This window comes from Gordonia insulae, assembly GCF_003855095.1.
GTDB classification, from domain to species: Bacteria; Actinomycetota; Actinomycetes; order Mycobacteriales; family Mycobacteriaceae; genus Gordonia; species Gordonia insulae.
Genome location: NZ_CP033972.1, coordinates 4,201,339 through 4,218,251, shown reverse-complemented (window position 1 = coordinate 4,218,251; position 16,913 = coordinate 4,201,339). Strand labels below are relative to the sequence as shown.

Annotated in this window: 16 protein-coding genes and 1 pseudogene; 8 read left to right on the top strand and 9 right to left on the bottom strand. The window is 67.6% G+C overall.

Annotation, left to right across the window (positions count from 1 at the left end):
- Window positions 1-188: 188 nt before the first annotated feature.
- Window positions 189-1,040, bottom strand: coding sequence for a helix-turn-helix domain-containing protein (locus tag D7316_RS19185; protein WP_124709682.1), 852 nt, complete (start codon window positions 1,038-1,040; stop codon window positions 189-191).
- Between the two features lie 37 nt (window positions 1,041-1,077).
- Between D7316_RS19185 and D7316_RS19180 the strand changes: the two genes are divergently transcribed.
- Complete coding sequence (locus D7316_RS19180) at window positions 1,078-1,662, top strand: TIGR03086 family metal-binding protein (RefSeq protein ID WP_124709681.1); 585 nt, start codon at window positions 1,078-1,080, stop codon at window positions 1,660-1,662.
- A 132-nt stretch (window positions 1,663-1,794) separates the two neighbouring features.
- On the opposite strand, the gene D7316_RS19170 is transcribed toward D7316_RS19180, so the two are convergent.
- Window positions 1,795-2,040: a hypothetical protein gene (locus D7316_RS19170; protein WP_124709680.1), complete on the bottom strand. Its 246-nt coding sequence runs from the start codon at window positions 2,038-2,040 to the stop codon at window positions 1,795-1,797.
- 116 nt (window positions 2,041-2,156) lie between these two features.
- On the opposite strand from D7316_RS19170, the gene D7316_RS19165 reads away from it, so the two are divergent.
- The 7 genes from D7316_RS19165 to D7316_RS19135 all read left to right on the top strand — a co-directional run bounded on the left by D7316_RS19165 (window position 2,157) and on the right by D7316_RS19135 (window position 8,521).
- On the top strand, window positions 2,157-2,576 hold the full coding sequence (locus D7316_RS19165; protein WP_124709679.1) for a YccF domain-containing protein: 420 nt from the start codon (window positions 2,157-2,159) through the stop codon (window positions 2,574-2,576).
- An 80-nt stretch (window positions 2,577-2,656) separates the two neighbouring features.
- Complete coding sequence (locus tag D7316_RS19160; protein WP_197718266.1) at window positions 2,657-3,958, top strand: NAD(P)/FAD-dependent oxidoreductase; 1,302 nt, start codon at window positions 2,657-2,659, stop codon at window positions 3,956-3,958.
- Between the two features lie 251 nt (window positions 3,959-4,209).
- Complete coding sequence (locus D7316_RS19155; RefSeq protein ID WP_232017204.1) at window positions 4,210-4,953, top strand: DUF1365 domain-containing protein; 744 nt, start codon at window positions 4,210-4,212, stop codon at window positions 4,951-4,953.
- Window positions 4,950-6,248 carry a class I SAM-dependent methyltransferase gene (locus D7316_RS19150; protein WP_124709677.1) on the top strand — a complete coding sequence of 433 codons (1,299 nt, stop codon included), beginning with the start codon at window positions 4,950-4,952 and terminating at the stop codon, window positions 6,246-6,248. Before D7316_RS19155 ends, D7316_RS19150 begins: the two co-directional genes overlap by 4 nt.
- Window positions 6,245-7,099 (top strand): DUF1295 domain-containing protein, encoded by an 855-nt coding sequence (locus tag D7316_RS19145; protein WP_124709676.1) that lies wholly within the window; start codon window positions 6,245-6,247, stop codon window positions 7,097-7,099. Before D7316_RS19150 ends, D7316_RS19145 begins: the two co-directional genes overlap by 4 nt.
- A gap of 95 nt (window positions 7,100-7,194) precedes the next feature.
- Window positions 7,195-7,767 carry an ECF RNA polymerase sigma factor SigK gene (sigK, locus tag D7316_RS19140; RefSeq protein ID WP_232017203.1) on the top strand — a complete coding sequence of 191 codons (573 nt, stop codon included), beginning with the start codon at window positions 7,195-7,197 and terminating at the stop codon, window positions 7,765-7,767.
- Window positions 7,760-8,521 (top strand): anti-sigma factor, encoded by a 762-nt coding sequence (locus D7316_RS19135; protein WP_197718265.1) that lies wholly within the window; start codon window positions 7,760-7,762, stop codon window positions 8,519-8,521. Before sigK ends, D7316_RS19135 begins: the two co-directional genes overlap by 8 nt.
- A 22-nt stretch (window positions 8,522-8,543) precedes the next feature.
- Here D7316_RS19135 and D7316_RS19130 read toward each other — a convergent pair whose 3' ends face one another.
- From D7316_RS19130 to D7316_RS19100, 7 genes and pseudogenes are all read right to left on the bottom strand, one after another.
- Entirely contained in the window at window positions 8,544-10,064 is a 1,521-nt protein-coding gene (locus D7316_RS19130; protein WP_124709673.1) for an ATP-dependent DNA ligase, read from the bottom strand.
- A 104-nt stretch (window positions 10,065-10,168) separates the two neighbouring features.
- The gene (locus D7316_RS19125; protein ID WP_124709672.1) at window positions 10,169-10,621 is read right to left on the bottom strand and encodes a DoxX family protein; all 453 of its coding nucleotides are present in this window, start codon (window positions 10,619-10,621) and stop codon (window positions 10,169-10,171) included.
- 77 nt (window positions 10,622-10,698) lie between these two features.
- The gene (locus D7316_RS19120; protein ID WP_124709671.1) at window positions 10,699-11,331 is read right to left on the bottom strand and encodes an MBL fold metallo-hydrolase; all 633 of its coding nucleotides are present in this window, start codon (window positions 11,329-11,331) and stop codon (window positions 10,699-10,701) included.
- Entirely contained in the window at window positions 11,328-12,422 is a 1,095-nt protein-coding gene (locus D7316_RS19115) for an S-(hydroxymethyl)mycothiol dehydrogenase (RefSeq protein WP_124709670.1), read from the bottom strand. The genes D7316_RS19120 and D7316_RS19115 overlap by 4 nt, the downstream gene beginning before the upstream one ends.
- Window positions 12,423-12,601: 179 nt before the next feature.
- Window positions 12,602-13,864, bottom strand: a complete 1,263-nt coding sequence (locus D7316_RS19110) for a helix-turn-helix transcriptional regulator (protein ID WP_124709669.1) — start codon at window positions 13,862-13,864, stop codon at window positions 12,602-12,604.
- Between the two features lie 95 nt (window positions 13,865-13,959).
- Window positions 13,960-15,161: pseudogene (locus D7316_RS19105) on the bottom strand (serine hydrolase domain-containing protein).
- A gap of 47 nt (window positions 15,162-15,208) precedes the next feature.
- Window positions 15,209-16,810, bottom strand: a complete 1,602-nt coding sequence (locus D7316_RS19100; protein WP_124709668.1) for a flavin-containing monooxygenase — start codon at window positions 16,808-16,810, stop codon at window positions 15,209-15,211.
- Window positions 16,811-16,913: the final 103 nt, after the last annotated feature.

The following is a 16,913-nucleotide window of genomic DNA, read 5'->3' as shown; positions in this document are numbered from 1 at the left end:
CCGTCACTCGCCTCGTCTGCTCCGATCGCGTCGCCCCACCTGTGATGAGAGCAACACGATCCCTCAGAGCAAGACTAGCGCGTGGCGTCCGCCGGGCAGACGACACGTCGGCCGCGGATCGGTGGCTGAGCAGGCACATCATCGCCGCATCCGAGGAGAATCACACGCCGGTCGTGCCGATCGCGGTCTCAGCGGTCATCGAACCGGGCGGCGAACTGTCCTGGCGTCATACCTGTGACGGTGCGGAAGTCGCGGACCAGGTGGGCCTCGTCGGCGTACCCGAGTTCGGCCGCGACCATCGCGAGCGTGGTCTCCGGTCCACGCAGTCGCTCGGCCGCCTCGTGCAGGCGACGCCGCTGGATCAGCCATTTCGGGGTGAGACCCAGCAATCTGTTCGTCAACCGCTGCAGGGTGCGCTCGGTGAGATGGAAACGGTCGCAGATCTGGGTCACCGACGTCACGGACGAGTCGTTCTCGACGAACTCGACGATCGCGTTGATCAGGAGTCCGTCCCGGTCGGCGGGCAGCAGGGGGCGCATCCACGCCTCGACGAGATCGGTCGCCTCGTGCTGGCGTCCGACATCGTGCGGGTCACCGGCCATCACGGCACGGATGTCGGTGGTGAGCGTGCGGCCGGCCGCACCGGCCACCTCGGACAGGTCGTCGAACCGATCCGACCAGGTGGCCACGGATCCGCCGGTGATGAGTGCACCCGCGGCCGGGGCGAGCATCGTGCCGATGGCCCAGCCGTCGCCGGTCAGCTCGGTTTCCGACAATCCCGTGTTCACCCCGTAGAACCGCGCATAGTCGGCGGTCACCACCACCAGGCACACCGGATACTGCAGCACACGCTGCGGGGCCGACCCGCCCGGCGGAACCGACCAGGTCGGCACCCAGAAACGTCGGATCAGGTCGGTCAGATCGGGGCTCGGTGCCCACCGGCCGATGGTGAACGACGTGTCGGCGGGGTCGACGAGATGCGCGCGCTCCACATCATCGACCCGGGTGCCGGCCCGATCACCTGATCTGTCGGATTTCATCAATCCCCACTCTGGTCGGTCTCGTTACCTTTCCATCATGACCACTTCATCCGACATCACATCCACCCACGACGCCGACACCGATCTGAGCAGCCGATATCGCCATCTCGCCGACGGCTTCGGCACAGTTCTCGACGCAGTTCCGGAACAGCGATGGTCGGCACCGTCGCCCTGCGAGGACTGGACCGCACGCGAGGTCGTCGGCCACCTCATCGACACCCAGCGCGACTTCTTCTCCGGCCACGAGATCGACCTCGGTACCCGGCCGTCACTCGACGATCCCGCCGCGGCCTGGCAGATCCATCGCACCGCCGTCGCCGAGAGACTCGACGATCCGGCCGTCGGGTCCAAGGCCTTCGACGGGCATTTCGGTCCGACGACCGTCGGCGAGACCCTGCTGCGCTTCTACGGGTTCGACATGGTGGCGCACCGCTGGGATGTCGCCGCCGCGACCGATCAGGAGTTGCGCTTCACCGACGACGAACTCGACCTGATGGAAACGGCCGCGGACGGATTCGGACCGGCCCTCTACGGCGAGGGAGTCTGTAAATCGGGTGTCGAGGCACCGGCGGGCGCCGATCGTCAGGCCCGACTACTCGCCAAGCTCGGGCGGGAAATGTAGCCGGGGCGAGCGGAGCGACGGGAAATATCACCGGGGCGAGCGGAGCGACGGGAAGTGTCACCGGGGCGAGCGGGGCGACGGGAAATATCACCGGGGCGAGCGGAGCGACGGGAAATGTCACCGGGACGGGCCCTATGGAATCCAGCCGTTGCGTCGCGGATGCCGTACGCGCAAGAAGCTGTACAGGTAGGTGCTGATCAGCAGCACCGCGGCGGTGATCACCGCGGGCCACAGGAACTCGTTGAGCAACGACCCCCGCACCGATGCCACCGCCCAGCCGATGGCCAGCAGCACCAGGGCGATGGTGGCGAGCAAACGCACCACCAGCACCACGGTGGTGATCACCGCCAGCACCGCTTCCCGTCCCCGATCGGCCATGGCGCCAGGGTAACCGGCAGCCGACGACATCACCCGGCTCCGCGGCGCCGCCCCAACTGTTTCGTCCACGCGCTGTTTTCTCGACGCGCGTCGGCACGGTAGCGGACAATGGCGTCATGAGAACCGTTCTGAACGTGATCTGGCTCGTGTTGTGCGGATTCTGGATGGCCATCGGCTACGCCGTCGCAGGCATCGTCTGCTTCATCCTGATCATCACCATCCCGTTCGGCATCGCGTCCTTCCGCATGGCCAACTACGCGCTGTGGCCGTTCGGTCGGACCGTCGTGCGCAAGCCGACTGCGGGCGCGATGTCGCTGATCGGCAACATCATCTGGTTCGTGGTCGCCGGGATCTGGTTGGCCATCGGCCACGTGGTGACGGGGATCGCCATGTGCCTGACCATCATCGGCATCCCGTTGGGCATCGCCAGCTTCAAGATGGTGCCGATCTCACTCCTGCCGCTCGGGGCGACGATCGTGTCCGCCGACGAGTACATGCCTGGCGGGCCGCCGCCCGCGCAGCGCGCCGCCTACTGACCGGCGTGATCGACGCCACGGCGGGTGCTGTGACCTGAGCAGAAACCCATCCGCGGGCCCCCCGGTTCCGAACAACCGACATGAACGTTTCATCGTCCCGGTCGATCGCGATCGTCGGTAGCGGTGTCGCCGGTCTGACCGCAGCGCACCTGCTGTCGGATCAGCATCGGGTGACCCTGTTCGAGGCCGACGACCGCCTCGGCGGCCACGCCCACACCCACGCCGTGACCATGCCCGACGGCGAGGTGCTGTCGGTCGACACCGGCTTCATCGTGCACAACGACCGCACCTACCCGACCCTGCTGCAGATGTTCGACGATCTCGGGGTGGCCACCCAGGACACCGACATGTCGATGTCGATCCGGTCGGAGATCAACGGATTGGAGTACGCGGGCGCCCGCGGGTTGAGCGGCCTCTTCCCGACGCTGCGCTCGCTGACCCGTGGCCGGTATCTGCTGATGCTGCGAGAGGTGACGCGCTTCCACCAGAGCGCGCGCCGCGTACTCGACAGCCCGGACTCGGACGAGCCGCTGTCCGCGTTCGTCGCCCGTGAGGGATTCTCGCCGTACTTCGTCGACAACTTCCTGTTGCCGCTCGTGGCCGCAGTCTGGTCCTGCGACGCCGACGTCGCCGCCGACTACCCCGCTCGATACCTGTTCACCTTCCTCGACCACCACGGCATGCTGTCGGTGTTCGGGTCCCCGACCTGGCGGACAGTGGTCGGCGGTTCGGCCCGCTATGTCGAGAAGATCGACGCACGCATCACCGCATCGGGCGGGAACGTCCATCGCGGGACCCGCGTTGCGGCCATCGATCCCGACGACGACGGTCGCGGCGTCCGAATCGTCCCGGACGGCGCCGGCGCGCTGGACTTCGATGCGGTGGTCATCGCCACCCATCCGCATCAGGCCCTGAGCATGCTCAGTCGTCCGACCGCATTGCAACAACGTGTGCTGTCGGCAATTCCGTACTCCGCCAAACATGCTGTTCTGCACAGCGATGTCTCACTCCTGCCGAAAGCCCGGCGGGCGTGGGCGTCGTGGAACTATCAGATCCGTTCCGACGGTTCCGACGTGGCGGTGACCTACGACCTGACGCGACTGATGCGCCTGCCCACCACCCAGCCGCGCATGTTGGTCACGATGGGTCGCACCGACCTGGTCGACCCGGCGACAGTGCTGGCGGAGATGGACTACGAGCACCCCCTGTACACCACGGAATCGGTTGCCGCGCAGGCTCTCCTCCCCGACATCGCCACCGACACAACGGTGTTCGCCGGCGCCTATCACGGGTGGGGCTTCCACGAGGACGGTGCGCTGTCCGGCGCCCACGCGGCCGCACGTCTCGAGCGCCGGCCGGAGATCGCCGAGGTGACGACATGACCCGCGCGACTCGTCCCACCACAGACCGCTCCCGCACCGACCGGACGCGCGTTCTCACCCATCGTGCGAAGAACCTCGCCCGCCGGGCGGAGGTCGTCGTCGATCGTGCACAGACCTCCGTCGGCCGGGCGATCGAGGATCGTCGACGCGCGCGTGCCGGCCGCGACACCGCACCTTCGCACGGGAATCCCGCGCCCGCCCACGGGGCGACCGAGCCGACCGCGACCACACCCGCCGTCGTCCGGACGCGGATCACCCACACCCGCCGATCACCGGTGCACCACGCCTTCACGTATCGCAGCGCATCGTGGCTGATCGACATCGACCGTCCGCCAGAGCTTCCCGCCCCCTTGCGGGCCTTCGCGCGATTCACCCCGGCCGATCACTTCCCCCAACCCGCCGGCCCCGATGACACCCTGCGCAGTCGACTCGAGACCCACGCCGCATCCGCGGGTGTGGCACTCCCGGCGGGTCAGGTCATCGCACTGCTCTCACCGCGGGTGGCAGGCTACGTCTTCAACCCACTCAGCGTGTTCTGGTGCCATCACCCCGACAGCTCCCTCGGCTGCGTCGTCGCCGAGGTGCACAACACCTACGGCGAACGCCACACCTATGTCGTCGACCCGGATGAGCACGGAAATGCGCGGGTGGACAAAGAGTTCTATGTGTCGCCGTTCCACGACGTCAGCGGGACGTACCGACTGCACGTGCCACCGCCCGACCCCGACGGCCGGGTGGCGGTGTCGGTGACCCTCGACCGCGTGGGCCAGGGCGCTTTCGTCGCCGCCCTCACCGGGGCGGCCGTCCCCGCGACGACACGCACCGTGCTCGCCACACAGATCACCACCCCGCTCGCCCCGCTGGTCGTCGCAGCACGGATTCGCCTGCACGGAATCCGCCTGTGGCTCAAGCGCCTCCCGGTCGTCACCCGACCCGCACACACTTCGACCATCACCGTCGCAGACGCGACCCCATCCGAAGAAGGAGAACGATGAACGCCCCGATTCGTGACCTCCCCGGCGACTTCACCCCCGACGAGGCGGCCCGCTGGCCCGACGTCGCCGCGCTGCCCATCGGTCCGATCGCCGCGATCCGCAGTGGTGCGGCGGCCTGGCTCTTCCGGCATGCCTCCCGGCATGTCGACGTTCGCGTCGAGTACCCCGACGGCGAGATGTCCGGTCGCAACTGCGATCGGGTGTTGCCCCGGATGATCGTCCGCCGGCCCGACGCGCTCGCACGACGCGTCGGCAACGACGGCCTGATCGGTTTCGGCGAGGCGTTCATGGCCGGCGACTGGACCACCGACGACCTCGTCGGCGTGCTCACCCCGTTCGCGACCCGGATGGCCCGGCTCGTCCCGCGTCCGCTGCAGGTGTTGCGTTCCGCGGTCCTGCCGAAACAGCCGTCGTCCGAAGACAACTCGACGGCCAACACCCGTCGTAACATCGCGCGCCACTACGACCTGTCGAATGACCTGTTCGCCCTCTTCCTCGACGACACGATGACCTATTCGAGTGCGTTGTTCGCCGACCTCGACCGGGGCACGCGTCCGCCGTGGTCCGACCTCGCCGAGGCGCAGCACCGCAAGATCGACCGGCTCCTGGACCTCGCCGGTGTCGGACCCGGCACTCGGCTGTTGGAGATCGGGACCGGCTGGGGCGAACTGTGCCTGCGCGCGGCCGCCCGTGGCGCGACGGTCCGCTCGGTGACCTTGTCGTCGGAGCAGCAGGAACTCGCGCGACGCCGGGTGGCGGATGCCGGATACAGCGACAAGGTGCAGATCGACCTCTGCGACTACCGGCAGGTCGACGGTGTCTACGACGCCGTGGTCTCGGTGGAGATGATCGAGGCGGTCGGCCAGAAGTACTGGCCCGTCTACTTCGAGACCATCGAGCGGCTCCTCGCGCCCGGCGGACGAGCGGCCATCCAGGCCATCACCATGCCGCATGACCGGATGGTCGCCACCCGCAACACCTACACGTGGGTGCACAAGTACATCTTCCCCGGCGGCCAGCTCACCTCGTTGAAGGCGCTGGACGCGGTCTCGCGCCGGCACACCGGGCTGCGGCTCACCGAATCGCACGCGATGGGCCGGCACTACGCCGAGACCCTGCGACTGTGGCGCGAACGGTTCACCGGCCGGCGCGACAAGGTCGCCGAGCTCGGCTTCGACCACACCTTCCGGCGTATGTGGGAGTTCTATCTCGCCTACTCGGAGGCCGGTTTCCGATCCGGCTACCTCGACGTCCACCAGTTGGTCTTCACCCGACCCGACGGAGACCACCGATGATCAGCGGCCAGTCCGGCTGGGCGGCGTTCGGCATCATCGCCGTCGCGTCGCTGCTGTTCCTCGCGATCCTGCACGGCGTCACCATGGCGATCGGTCATCGCATCGGGCGCTACAACGTCGTCGACGTCGCGTGGGGACTCGGGTTCGTCGGTGTCGCGTGGTTGGCGCTCATCCTCGGTCCCGGCGACGGTCTGCGACGATGGCTCCTCGCGGTGCTGATCACCGTGTGGGGCCTACGGCTGAGCTGGCACATGTACGTCAAGTCGGCCGGCAAGGGTGAGGACCCCCGCTACGAGGAACTGTTGAGCCGGGGCGCGGGTCGCGACGGGGAGAGCGACCCCGCGGGCGGCCACGACCTCGCCCTGGTGGCCCGGAAGATCTTCGCGACGCAGGGCATCTCGCAGTGGTTCGTGTCGTTGCCGATCCAGGTGTCGGCGGTGGTCGGGCCGACACATGGTGTCTGGTTCGTCGTGCTGGTCGCGGGTGTCGCACTGTGGGTGCTCGGCTTCGGCTTCGAGGCCGTCGGCGACGCCCAGCTGCGCCGGTTCAAGGCCGACCCCGCCAACAAGGGCGCCATCATGGACCGCGGCCTGTGGTCGTGGACCCGGCATCCCAACTACTTCGGCGATTCCAGCATGTGGTGGGGACTCTGGTTGATCGCGGCGAGCAGCTGGCCAGGCGTGCTGACCGTGCTCTCGCCGGTCGCGATGACCTACTTCCTCGTCTTCGCCACCGGAGCGCGGCTGCTCGAGCAGTCGATGAGCAAGCGCCCCGGCTATCCCGAGTACCAACAGCGGACGTCGTACTTTCTCCCGCGACCGCCGCGCCGCACCGGCTCGTCGGTCCCATGACGCTCATCGTGTCCCGGGAGTCACGGAGCCTGATGTCGTTGAGGGCGGGTCGAGTGCCGGATAAGCTGATCGTCGATGACGACCGAGTGTTCGCGGTGACAGCAGACCCCGCATCCGACGTGGCCGCGCTGCCGGCCCTGCTCGATCGGATCGCCTCCGGCGACTCCGAGGCGTTCGCCCGTTTCTACGACCTGACGTGCGACCGCGTCTACGGGATGGTGCTGCGTGTGCTGCGCGATCCCGGGTACAGCGAGGAGGCCACCCAGGAGGTGTTCCTCCAGGTGTGGCGGTCGGCCGGTTCGTTCGACCGCAACGCCGGGTCGGCGCTGTCCTGGCTGATCACGCTGGCGCACCGCCGGGCCGTCGATCGGGTCCGCTCGGAGTCCGCGTCCACCCGCCGAGACATCGCCTACGGTCTCGAGGACACCCGCTCGGCCTTCGACGAGGTGACCGAGACGGTGACCTCGCAGGAGACCACGCGTGAGGTGGTCGGGTGCCTGGAGACGCTGACCGACGTGCAGCGCCAATCGGTCGACCTCGCCTACTACCACGGGCTCACCTATCGGGAGGTCGCCGAACGCCTCACCGTGGCCCTACCGACGGTGAAGTCCCGTATCCGCGACGGTCTGAAACGCCTCCGGCAATGTCTGGGAGATCCTGATGCCTGACGAAATCCTGGATCTCGCCCCACTCGTCGGCCTCGATGCGGTGCACGGCGCCGAACTCGACGATCTGCATCGAGAGCTCGATGCCGCAGGTCCCGCCGTCCGTGCCGAGTTCGATCGGCAGGTCGCCGCGACGCGGGAGGCGATGGCGAACGTGAGCAGTGCCACCGCGACCGCACCGCCGGACACTTTGCGCGAGCGCATCCTCGGCGCCGCGCGGGCCGAGTCGGTCACTGCTCTGCCGCCGGTGGTCGAGGTCCCGGCAACGCCCGAGCCCGCCCCCGCGACCGTCACCCCGCTGCGTCGACGACGGCGACGGGCGACGTATCTCGCCGCAGCCGCTGTCGCCGCGATCGCGATCGGCGCGGTCGGCTGGGCGATCGGCTCGTCGACGACTTCCGAACCGTCCCAACCGCCGACGGCCGAACAGGTCTTCGCCGCCAAGGATGTCCGGACGTCATCCGGCGACGTCGCGAGCGGGCACGCCACCGTCACCTACTCGCCGTCCGCGGACGCCGGGGTGCTGGTGATGAACGACGTCCCGCCGCCCGCTTCGGGCACCGTCTACCAGATGTGGCTGGTCGGTCCGGACGGCAACACGTCGGCAGGCACCATGACCGACAAGGACGTCGCGCCGTCGACGACGGCGGTTCTCAAGAACCTCGGCGACGCAACCACATTGGCGTTCACCGTCGAGCCGCCCGGCGGCTCGCAGCAGCCGACCGGCCCGTTCGTCGCGCAGTTGCCGTTGAGCTGACCTGCCGAGACGCCCGCAAGGGTCACGGCAGCAATGCGCGGATCGCGTCGATCGTGTCGGCCTCGTCGACGGTCTTGTCCGGCCGATAGCGCACCACGCGGGCGAACCGGAGGGCCACCCCGCCGGGATAGCGCGAACTACGTTGCACACCATCGAGTTCGATCTCCACGACGATCTCCGGACGTAGGTACACGGTATGGCCATCCCGATGGGTCTCGTGGCGGCCGAACTCGTCGGTCTGCCACTGCAACAGCGCGTCGGTCAGTCCCTTGAAGGTCTTGCCGACCATGATCGGCGGGCCGCCGTCGGGGTCTCGCGCACCGAGGTGCAGGTTGGAGAGGAATCCGGTGCGACGTCCCGATCCCCATTCCGCACCCAGCACGACGAGGTCGATGGTGTGCACGGGTTTGACCTTCTGCCACGCCTTTCCACGACGGCCGGCCGCGTACGGTCCGGCCAGCGACTTCACCATCACACCCTCGTGGCCGGCGGCGAGAGCGGCGTCGAAATGCCGTTCGGCCTCCGCCACCGTGGGGTTGGTGACCGAAGGGATGCGCATGCCGGGCGCAACGGTCGTCAGCGCCGCCAGACGTTCGGACAGCGGCCGGTCGATGAGATCGATGCCGTCGAGGTGAAGACAGTCGAAGAAGAACGGCCGCAGCAGTCCGTTCGGGTCGTCGGCGAGCTCACCCGACGATCCGAACCGACTCATCGTGTCCTGGAACGGCCGCGGACGTCCGTCGGCGTCGAGGGTGAGTGTCTCGCCGTCGAGGATGACCGTGCGACACGGGAGCCCGCGGACCACCTCGACGAGATCGGGCACCGCTGCGGTGATGTCACGCAGCGACCGGGTGTAGACCGCGATCTCGTCGTCGCGGCGATGCACCTGGATGCGCGCGCCGTCGAGTTTGAAGTCCACCACCAGATCCGGACCGAGCGCCGCGACGGCGTCGGCGAGCGAGTCCGCCGGCGTCGCGAGCATCGGCGCCACCGCCCGACCGACCTGCAGCCCGACCCCGGCCAGTGCCTGCGCACCGCCATGCACCGCGAGCGACGCCGTCTCCGGGAGCGAGCCGGTCAGCATGTGGGCGCGGCGCACCAGGTCGAGCGGCTGGCCCGACGCCTTCGCGATCGCATCGACCATCACCCCGGCCAACGCGCCCTGGCGGAGTTCGCCGGTCATCAACCGGCGGAGAAAGTCCTGCTCGGATTCGGTTGCCGAGCCGAACAATTCGGTCAGCAGACCCTGGCGGAGCGCCACAGAACCGGGCCCACCGGCCGCGGCCAGTCGCACGAACAGGTCGTCGACGCCGGCCACGGTCAGGCTCGGCGACTCCGACGGTGTCGGGGTCAGCGAGGTGAGTGAACGCCACCCCACGCCGAGTCGTCCCTGCGGGATCACACCGGACAGCCACGCGACCACGGTGGGGATCTCCTCGGCGGTGGCGTCGTCGAGCAGCCCTCCGAGCTCGGCGGTCTTGCGGGTGCGTGAACGCGTGGCGGCGACCGCACCCGACGCCTCGACGACACGGGAGAACCTCATCGCCGTCGACGTTACCCGCCGAAACGCGGTCAGCGGGCGCCCGCGACGACAATCATCGCGAGCGCCCGCTGACAGGTGGTTGTGTTGTGCTCGAACCGGTTCGGCTACACGCGCTCTGGTTCGGCGACCCGCGCCTCGGCGGTCCGCTGGTCCGCGGTCCGCCGCGACACCACGTTGTCCACGGCGAGCCTGCCGGCCCCGACGAACACGATCAGGAACAGCGCCCAGCAGTAGAGCGCCGACGATTCACCGTCGTTCTGGATCGGGAGCAGGCCATCCGCCTGATGCTTCCAGAAGTACGCGACCGCCATCGATCCCGATCCGATCAGCGCCGCCCACCGGGTCTGGAAGCCGACCATCACCAGGAAGCCACCGATCAACTGGATGGCCCCGGCCCACCAGGACGGCCACGCGCCCAACTCCGCGGTCGCACCTCCGTGCGGTGCGACGGGCCACGCCAACAGCGTCGATGCCCCGTGACAGAAGAACATGAACCCCACGACGATCCGGAAGGCGCCGATGGCCCACTGCGATTTACTCTCGAGGAAGGTAAGCATTACCTAACCCAAGCAGTAAGCCCGTCTCGGGTCCAGCGATACCGGCACGCATGTGACCGTTCGCACACAGGGGACGCTCAGCTCCCGCGCTTGATCCATTCCTCGAGATGGGGCGACTCGTCGCCGACCGTGGTGCCGTCGCCGTGCCCCGTGTACACCTTCGTCGCAGGGTCGAGGGTGAAGATCTTCTCCTGGATCGAGGCGATGATCGTCGGGAAACTCGAGTACGAGCGGCCGGTGGCACCGGGCCCACCCTGGAACAGGGTGTCGCCGGAGAACAGCACTGCGGCCTCGGGGGCGTAGACCACCGACGATCCCGGCGAGTGGCCCGGGGTGTTGATGATCGTCAACGACGTCCCGGCGACGTCGATGCGCTGCCCGTCCTCGAGATCCTGGTGCGACACATCCGGATGCGTCTCGTTCCACAGCATGTCGTCGCCCGGGTGCAGCCAGATCGGTGCGCCCGTCGCCTCGGACAGTTCCGGCGCGACCGTGATGTGGTCGTTGTGGCCGTGGGTCAACACGATCGCCGTGACCGTGCGGTCACCGACAGCGTCGAGGATCGGCTTCGCGGCGTGGGCCGCATCGATGATGATCACCTCGTCGTCGTTGCCGACGAGCCAGATGTTGTTGTCCACATCCCAGGTGCCTCCGTCGAGCGAGAACTGGCCGGAGGTGACGACGTTGTCGATACGCAGGTCGCCGCTCATGCCTTGAGCTCCACGACCGAACGCAGCACCTTGCCGGCCTCCATCGCCTCGAAGGCGGCCTCAACGTCGGTCAGGCCGACCCGCTCGGTGACGAACTTGTCCAGCGGCAGTCGACCCTGCTCGTAGAGGTCGATGAGCATCGGGAAGTCCCGTTCCGGAAGGCAATCGCCGTACCAAGACGACTTCAATGCGCCACCGCGAGAGAAGAAGTCGATGAGCGGCAACTCCAGCTTCATGTCCGGCGTCGGCACCCCGACGAGGACCACGGTCCCCGCGAGGTCCCGCGCGTAGAAGGCCTGCTGGTAGGTTTCCGGACGGCCCACCGCGTCCACGATCACATCGACGCCGTTGCCGTCGGTCAGCTCCTGCACCGCGGTGATCACGTCCTCGACCTCGGCACCGTTGATGGTGTGGGTGGCCCCGAGGTCCTTGGCCCACTCCAGTTTTGCCGGGTCGCGGTCGATCGCGATGATCGTCGTCGCACCCGCGAGTCGTGCACCGGCGATCGCGGCGTCACCGACGCCACCGCACCCGATGACCGCGACCGAGTCGCCACGGCCAACGTTGCCGGTGTTCATCGCGGCACCCAGACCGGCCATCACGCCGCAGCCCAGGAGTCCCGCAACCGCCGGATCGGTCTCCGGATTGACCTTGGTGCACTGCAATTCGTGGATGAGCGTCTTCTCGATGAACGCCCCGATGCCCAGGGCGGGGGTCAGTTCGGTGCCGTCGGTGAGCGACATCGGCACGCTGGCGTTGAAGGTGTCGAAGCAGTACCAGGGACGTCCCCGCTTACACGCCCGGCACTCTCCGCACACCGCTCGCCAGTTCAGTACCACGAAGTCACCGACCTCGACGTGGGAGACGTCGGAGCCGACGGTCTCGACGATGCCTGCCGCCTCGTGACCGAGGAGGAAGGGGTACTCGTCGTTGATCCCACCCTGTTTGTAGGCGAGGTCGGTGTGGCAGACACCGCAGGCCTGGATCTTCACGATCACATCGCGAGGACCCGGATCGGGAAGCACCACGTCGACAAGCTCCGTCGGCGCGCCTTTGCTCCGTGAGATGACTCCCTTGACCGTCTGCGACATATCGGTTTCTCGATCCTTTCGGTGACCACTCCGGACTGCCCGACTCTGAACGAAGCCGGGGCAGTCCGCTACGACTCCCAGTCTCACGGGGTCGGGCGATACATGCAGCCATCCGAATGGATGGTTCTACCTAGACGAAAGTACAGCGCCTCCGCCCGGGCGTCTGCGGCACGGCCTGTTCAGTCCGCGGCGATACCGGCGCGGGCCCCGAGCAGTCCCGCCTCGCCACGGTTGGACACCCGCAGTTTCTGCAGGATCGCGGTGACATGGAACTTCACCGTGCTCTCACTGACGCCGAGCGCGGCGGCAACCGACTTGTTCCGGCGCCCCAGCGCGAGGTGACCGAGCACCTCGAGTTCGCGCGGATTGAGCGACGACAGGAGATCCTCGTCGGGGCGGGCGGCAGGTGTCTCGAGCGGGATCGTCGCGGTCACCCGATTCCCCCATCCCGCGATCGTCTCCACCTCGAGTGTCCCGTCGAGGGTCCGCAGCCGGCCGGAGAGCTGGCGCTCCAACGCGTCCGCGTCGAGGCCCCCTGCGCACTGGTCCCGGATGTCGACCACGAGATCGTGGCCGCGAGACTGCCAGGCGATCCGCAGCCGCGTGACTCCCGGCTGCGCGCCGAGGGCGACCGCGACCGCGCGGGCGATCGCGCGTGCCGCGTGGGCGATCTCGCCCGGTAGGGAGCGTCCGTCCGTCGCCGGTTGCACGTACTCGACGTCGGCTTCGAGGTGGCGCAGGACGGGTTCGAGTTCGGCCTGCAACCGCGCGAACGCGGTCGCGACCGCCTCGGTCGCCAGTTTGCGGTCGGTGTCACCGACCGACCGCAGCGCGATGAGCGCCGACGACGCCGTCTCGGCGGCCGACGCGCGTGCCGTCCGATCGTCGAGGTCGCGGGACCGCAGGGTGCCGAGGATCGACCCGAGCGTGTCCTCGTGGGTTTCGGTGAGCTGCGCGATGGTTCGGGCCCGTTCGCTCGACGCCGCCCGCGACTCGGCGAGATAGTCCGGGCTGGCCTGCGCGACCTGCTGCCGGATCGATGTCGCCACGATCGCGAACCACGCACGCAACAGACAGTCCGGTGCTGCCGCGCGACCCCCGCGCGATGACTTCCGGGGCACGAGGACCAGCAGCGTGTCGGACTCGTCGCGGAGGATCCGGAGGTTCCGCGACGTCCCGCCGAGCACGCCTGCGGCGTCCACCACGACACCACGGGCCACCGATTCCTTGATGGCGTCGAGCTCGTCGATGGACACTCGGTCGACGATCTCCGATGCGCCCGCAACCTTCCGCGGACGCCCGGTGCACTCACGGGTGAAGATGACGAGCGCCTCGTGCGGGCTGTCCGACGCCAGGAACCTGGAGAATCGTTGCGCGATCTCGGGCAGCGGTCCGTCGAGGACGGCATGCAGCTGCCGCCAGGTTTCCGGTTCGGTCGTCACGTGCCCATTGTCTCTGACCGGCCAACCTGTGGATCGCGTCTCCCGTCGCGTCGGTGCCCGGCCACGTCAGCGGGCCGGGCACCGATATCCGCGGGTCAGTCCAGTGCGTTGTAGAACGCCGTCTCGAACTCCAGATACTTGGTGAAGGAGGTTGCGTCGCCGAAGGGCAGGATCTGGGTCGCCCAGAATCCGCCGTATCCGTTCTCCCGATCGATCCAATAGAAGAGGTTGGCCAGCCCCGCCCAGGCCTGAGCACCAGCGGGCCGACCCGTCGGTGCCACCTCGTTGTTGATCATGAACGGCAGCGACCACGACTTCGACTGCCCGGGAAAGAACTCCGCGTCATTGGACAGCGCCGGGATCACTCCCGGCAACATCGTCACGGGCAGGTCGCCGAGGTGATTCTGCACCGCCATCTCGACGGTCGCGGGCTTCAGCACCTGACCGTGCTCGCCCCGGCCGTCATTGAGCCACATGCGGATGAACTTCATGTACTCACCCACGGTCCCGTAGAGCCCGTGGCCGCCGAAGTCCACCTCGGGGGCGACGGCAGTTCGAAGTCCATGGGTGTCAGCGAGCCGTCGGCGCCTCGGGCGTGGATCTCGGCCAGCCGCGTCCGGAACTCGTCGTTGAGTGCGAAGGTCATGTCGTCGATGCCGAGCGGCGCGAAGATGTGCTCGGCGAACACCTCGCCCAGCCGTTTGCCGCGGAGTTGCTCGACGACCTGACCGGCCCAGTCGATGTTGCTCCCGTACTGCCAGCGCTCCCCCGGCTCGAACAGCAACGGCGTCGTCAGCGCGGCCCTGGTCGCGGTGGTGACACTCGGTTGGCCCTTCTCCTGCGCCAGCCGGTTGTAACTCTCGTCAAAGAAGTCGTAGCCGAATCCGCCGGTGTGCGTGAGCAACTGACGTGTCGTCGGGTACGCACGCGGATCGCGCAGGATCGGCTCGCCGTCGCCGTCGAACCCCTCGAGCAGCTTCAGCGTGCCGAGTTCGGGCACGTATTCGTTCGCCGGCTTGTCGAGATCGAGTTTGCCTTCCTCGACGAGCTGCAGCACCGCGGTGGCGGTGATCGCTTTCGTGGTGGAGAAGATGGCGAACGCATCGTCGGTGGTGATGTCGACATCAGCTCCGAAGCGACGTTCACCCGCGGCCCCCTCGTAGACATTGCCGTTGCGATCGGTCACCATCGCGACGACGCCCGGCACGGGCTGCTCGGCGTCGACCGCTGACTGCAGGATTCCGTCGGCGGAACGTTGGAAGGTCGCCCGGTCGAGTCCGTGAACTGCACTGGTCATGACTTGTTGCCTTTCATCGATGTGGTTGGGATGCGTCAGACCCGCGCTCAGCCGAGTGCGAAGCCCTTGTATCCCGCGGCCGCGGCCTCCTGGGTCGCCTGCCGGTATGCCCCCACCCCGCCAACGTAGGACAGGACGCGCCGAGGTTTGCCCGGAACGTTCGATCCCACGTACCACGACGACGTCTTGGAGATGAGGTTCGCGTCGGCCAACTCGTCGTGGTGGGCCACCCAGGCGTCCTCGCCGGCCTCGGTCGGCTCGATCACGGTCTTGCCGTGCGCGCGCATATGCCGGATCGCCTCGTTGATCCATTCGGTCTGCTGCTGCAGGCACGTCGTCATGTTGCACAGCGCCGCGGACGGAGCAAGCGGCACCGCGGTGGTCAGCATGTTCGGGTAGCCGCGCACCATCAGGCCCATCGTCGTGCGGATGTCGCGGCCCCAGTCCTCCTTCAGCGAGCGACCGCCGCGGCCACGGATGTCTATGCGGGTGAGCGCTCCCGTGCCGGCGTCGAAGCCGGTTGCCATGACGATGACGTCGAGCTCGTAAAGCGTGCCGTCGGTGAGGATGAGGCCGTTCTCCACGATGCGCGCAATCGGATTGTTCTTGACGGCAACAGGTTCGACGTTGTCGCGATGATAGATCTCGAGGTAGCCGGTCTCCAGCGGGACACGATGCGTGCCGAATCCGTAGTCCTCCGGGATCAACAGTTCGCACAGCTCCGGGTCCTTCAGCCGGGCACGCATCTTCGCGCGCACGAACTCCGACACCTCCTCGCTCACCTGCTCGTCGGAGAAGATCTCGGCAAACGACGCCAGCCACAGCTTGAGTGAGCCGTTGTCGTAGATCTCCTCGAGCCGCACGGTCCGCTGCGCCGGGGTGAGATCGGCCCAGGCGACGGTGAAGTCGTATTCGAAGCCGGTGAACGTGTGCGGCAGGTTCTGCCGGAGTTCGTCGAAACGTGACTTGTACCCGGCCACGTCGTCGGGACCGTACGCGGGATTCTTCATCGGCAGGGCGTACTGCGGGGTCCGGATGAACACCTTCAGCTGATCGACCTGATCGGCGATGGTCTGGATCACCTGTATCCCGGTCGCGCCGTTGCCGATCACTCCCACGCGCTTGCCCGCGAGTTCCGCACCCTCCCTGGGCCATCGCGCAGTGTGGAAGATCTGGCCGGCGAAGTCACCCTGACCGGGGAAGAGTTCGGCCATGGGCGCCGAGAGCATGCCGCAGCAGGTGACCAGGAACTGAGTGTCGATGGTCTCGCCGGAATCGGTGGTCACCGTCCAGCGGTTGGTGTCCTCGTCGAATACGGCCCGCTCGATCCGGGTGTTGAGCACGATGTCGCGGCGTAGGTCGAGCGAGTCCGCGACGTAGTGCATCCACTGCTCTATCTCCGGCTGGCCGGGGAAGCGCTCGCTCCAACTCCAGCCTTTGTACAGGTCCTCGTCGAACAGGTACTGATAGATGTAGGCCTCGGAGTCGAACCGCGCACCCGGGTAGCGGTTCCAGTACCAGGTGCCGCCGACGTCCGATGCGGCATCGTAGGCACGCACGTCGAGGCCTTGTTCACGCAGCATGTGGAGCTGATACAGGCCGGCTACGCCGGCACCGATCACCAGGGCGTCGAGAGTCTTGTCTGCCATGTCGCACACCTTTCATGTGATTCAGATCATTACGGTGGCCATTGTTTGATCTGTCCCACACCTCGCCGCCGTCCCAAATTGGGACAGTCGAACTGTCCTTTCG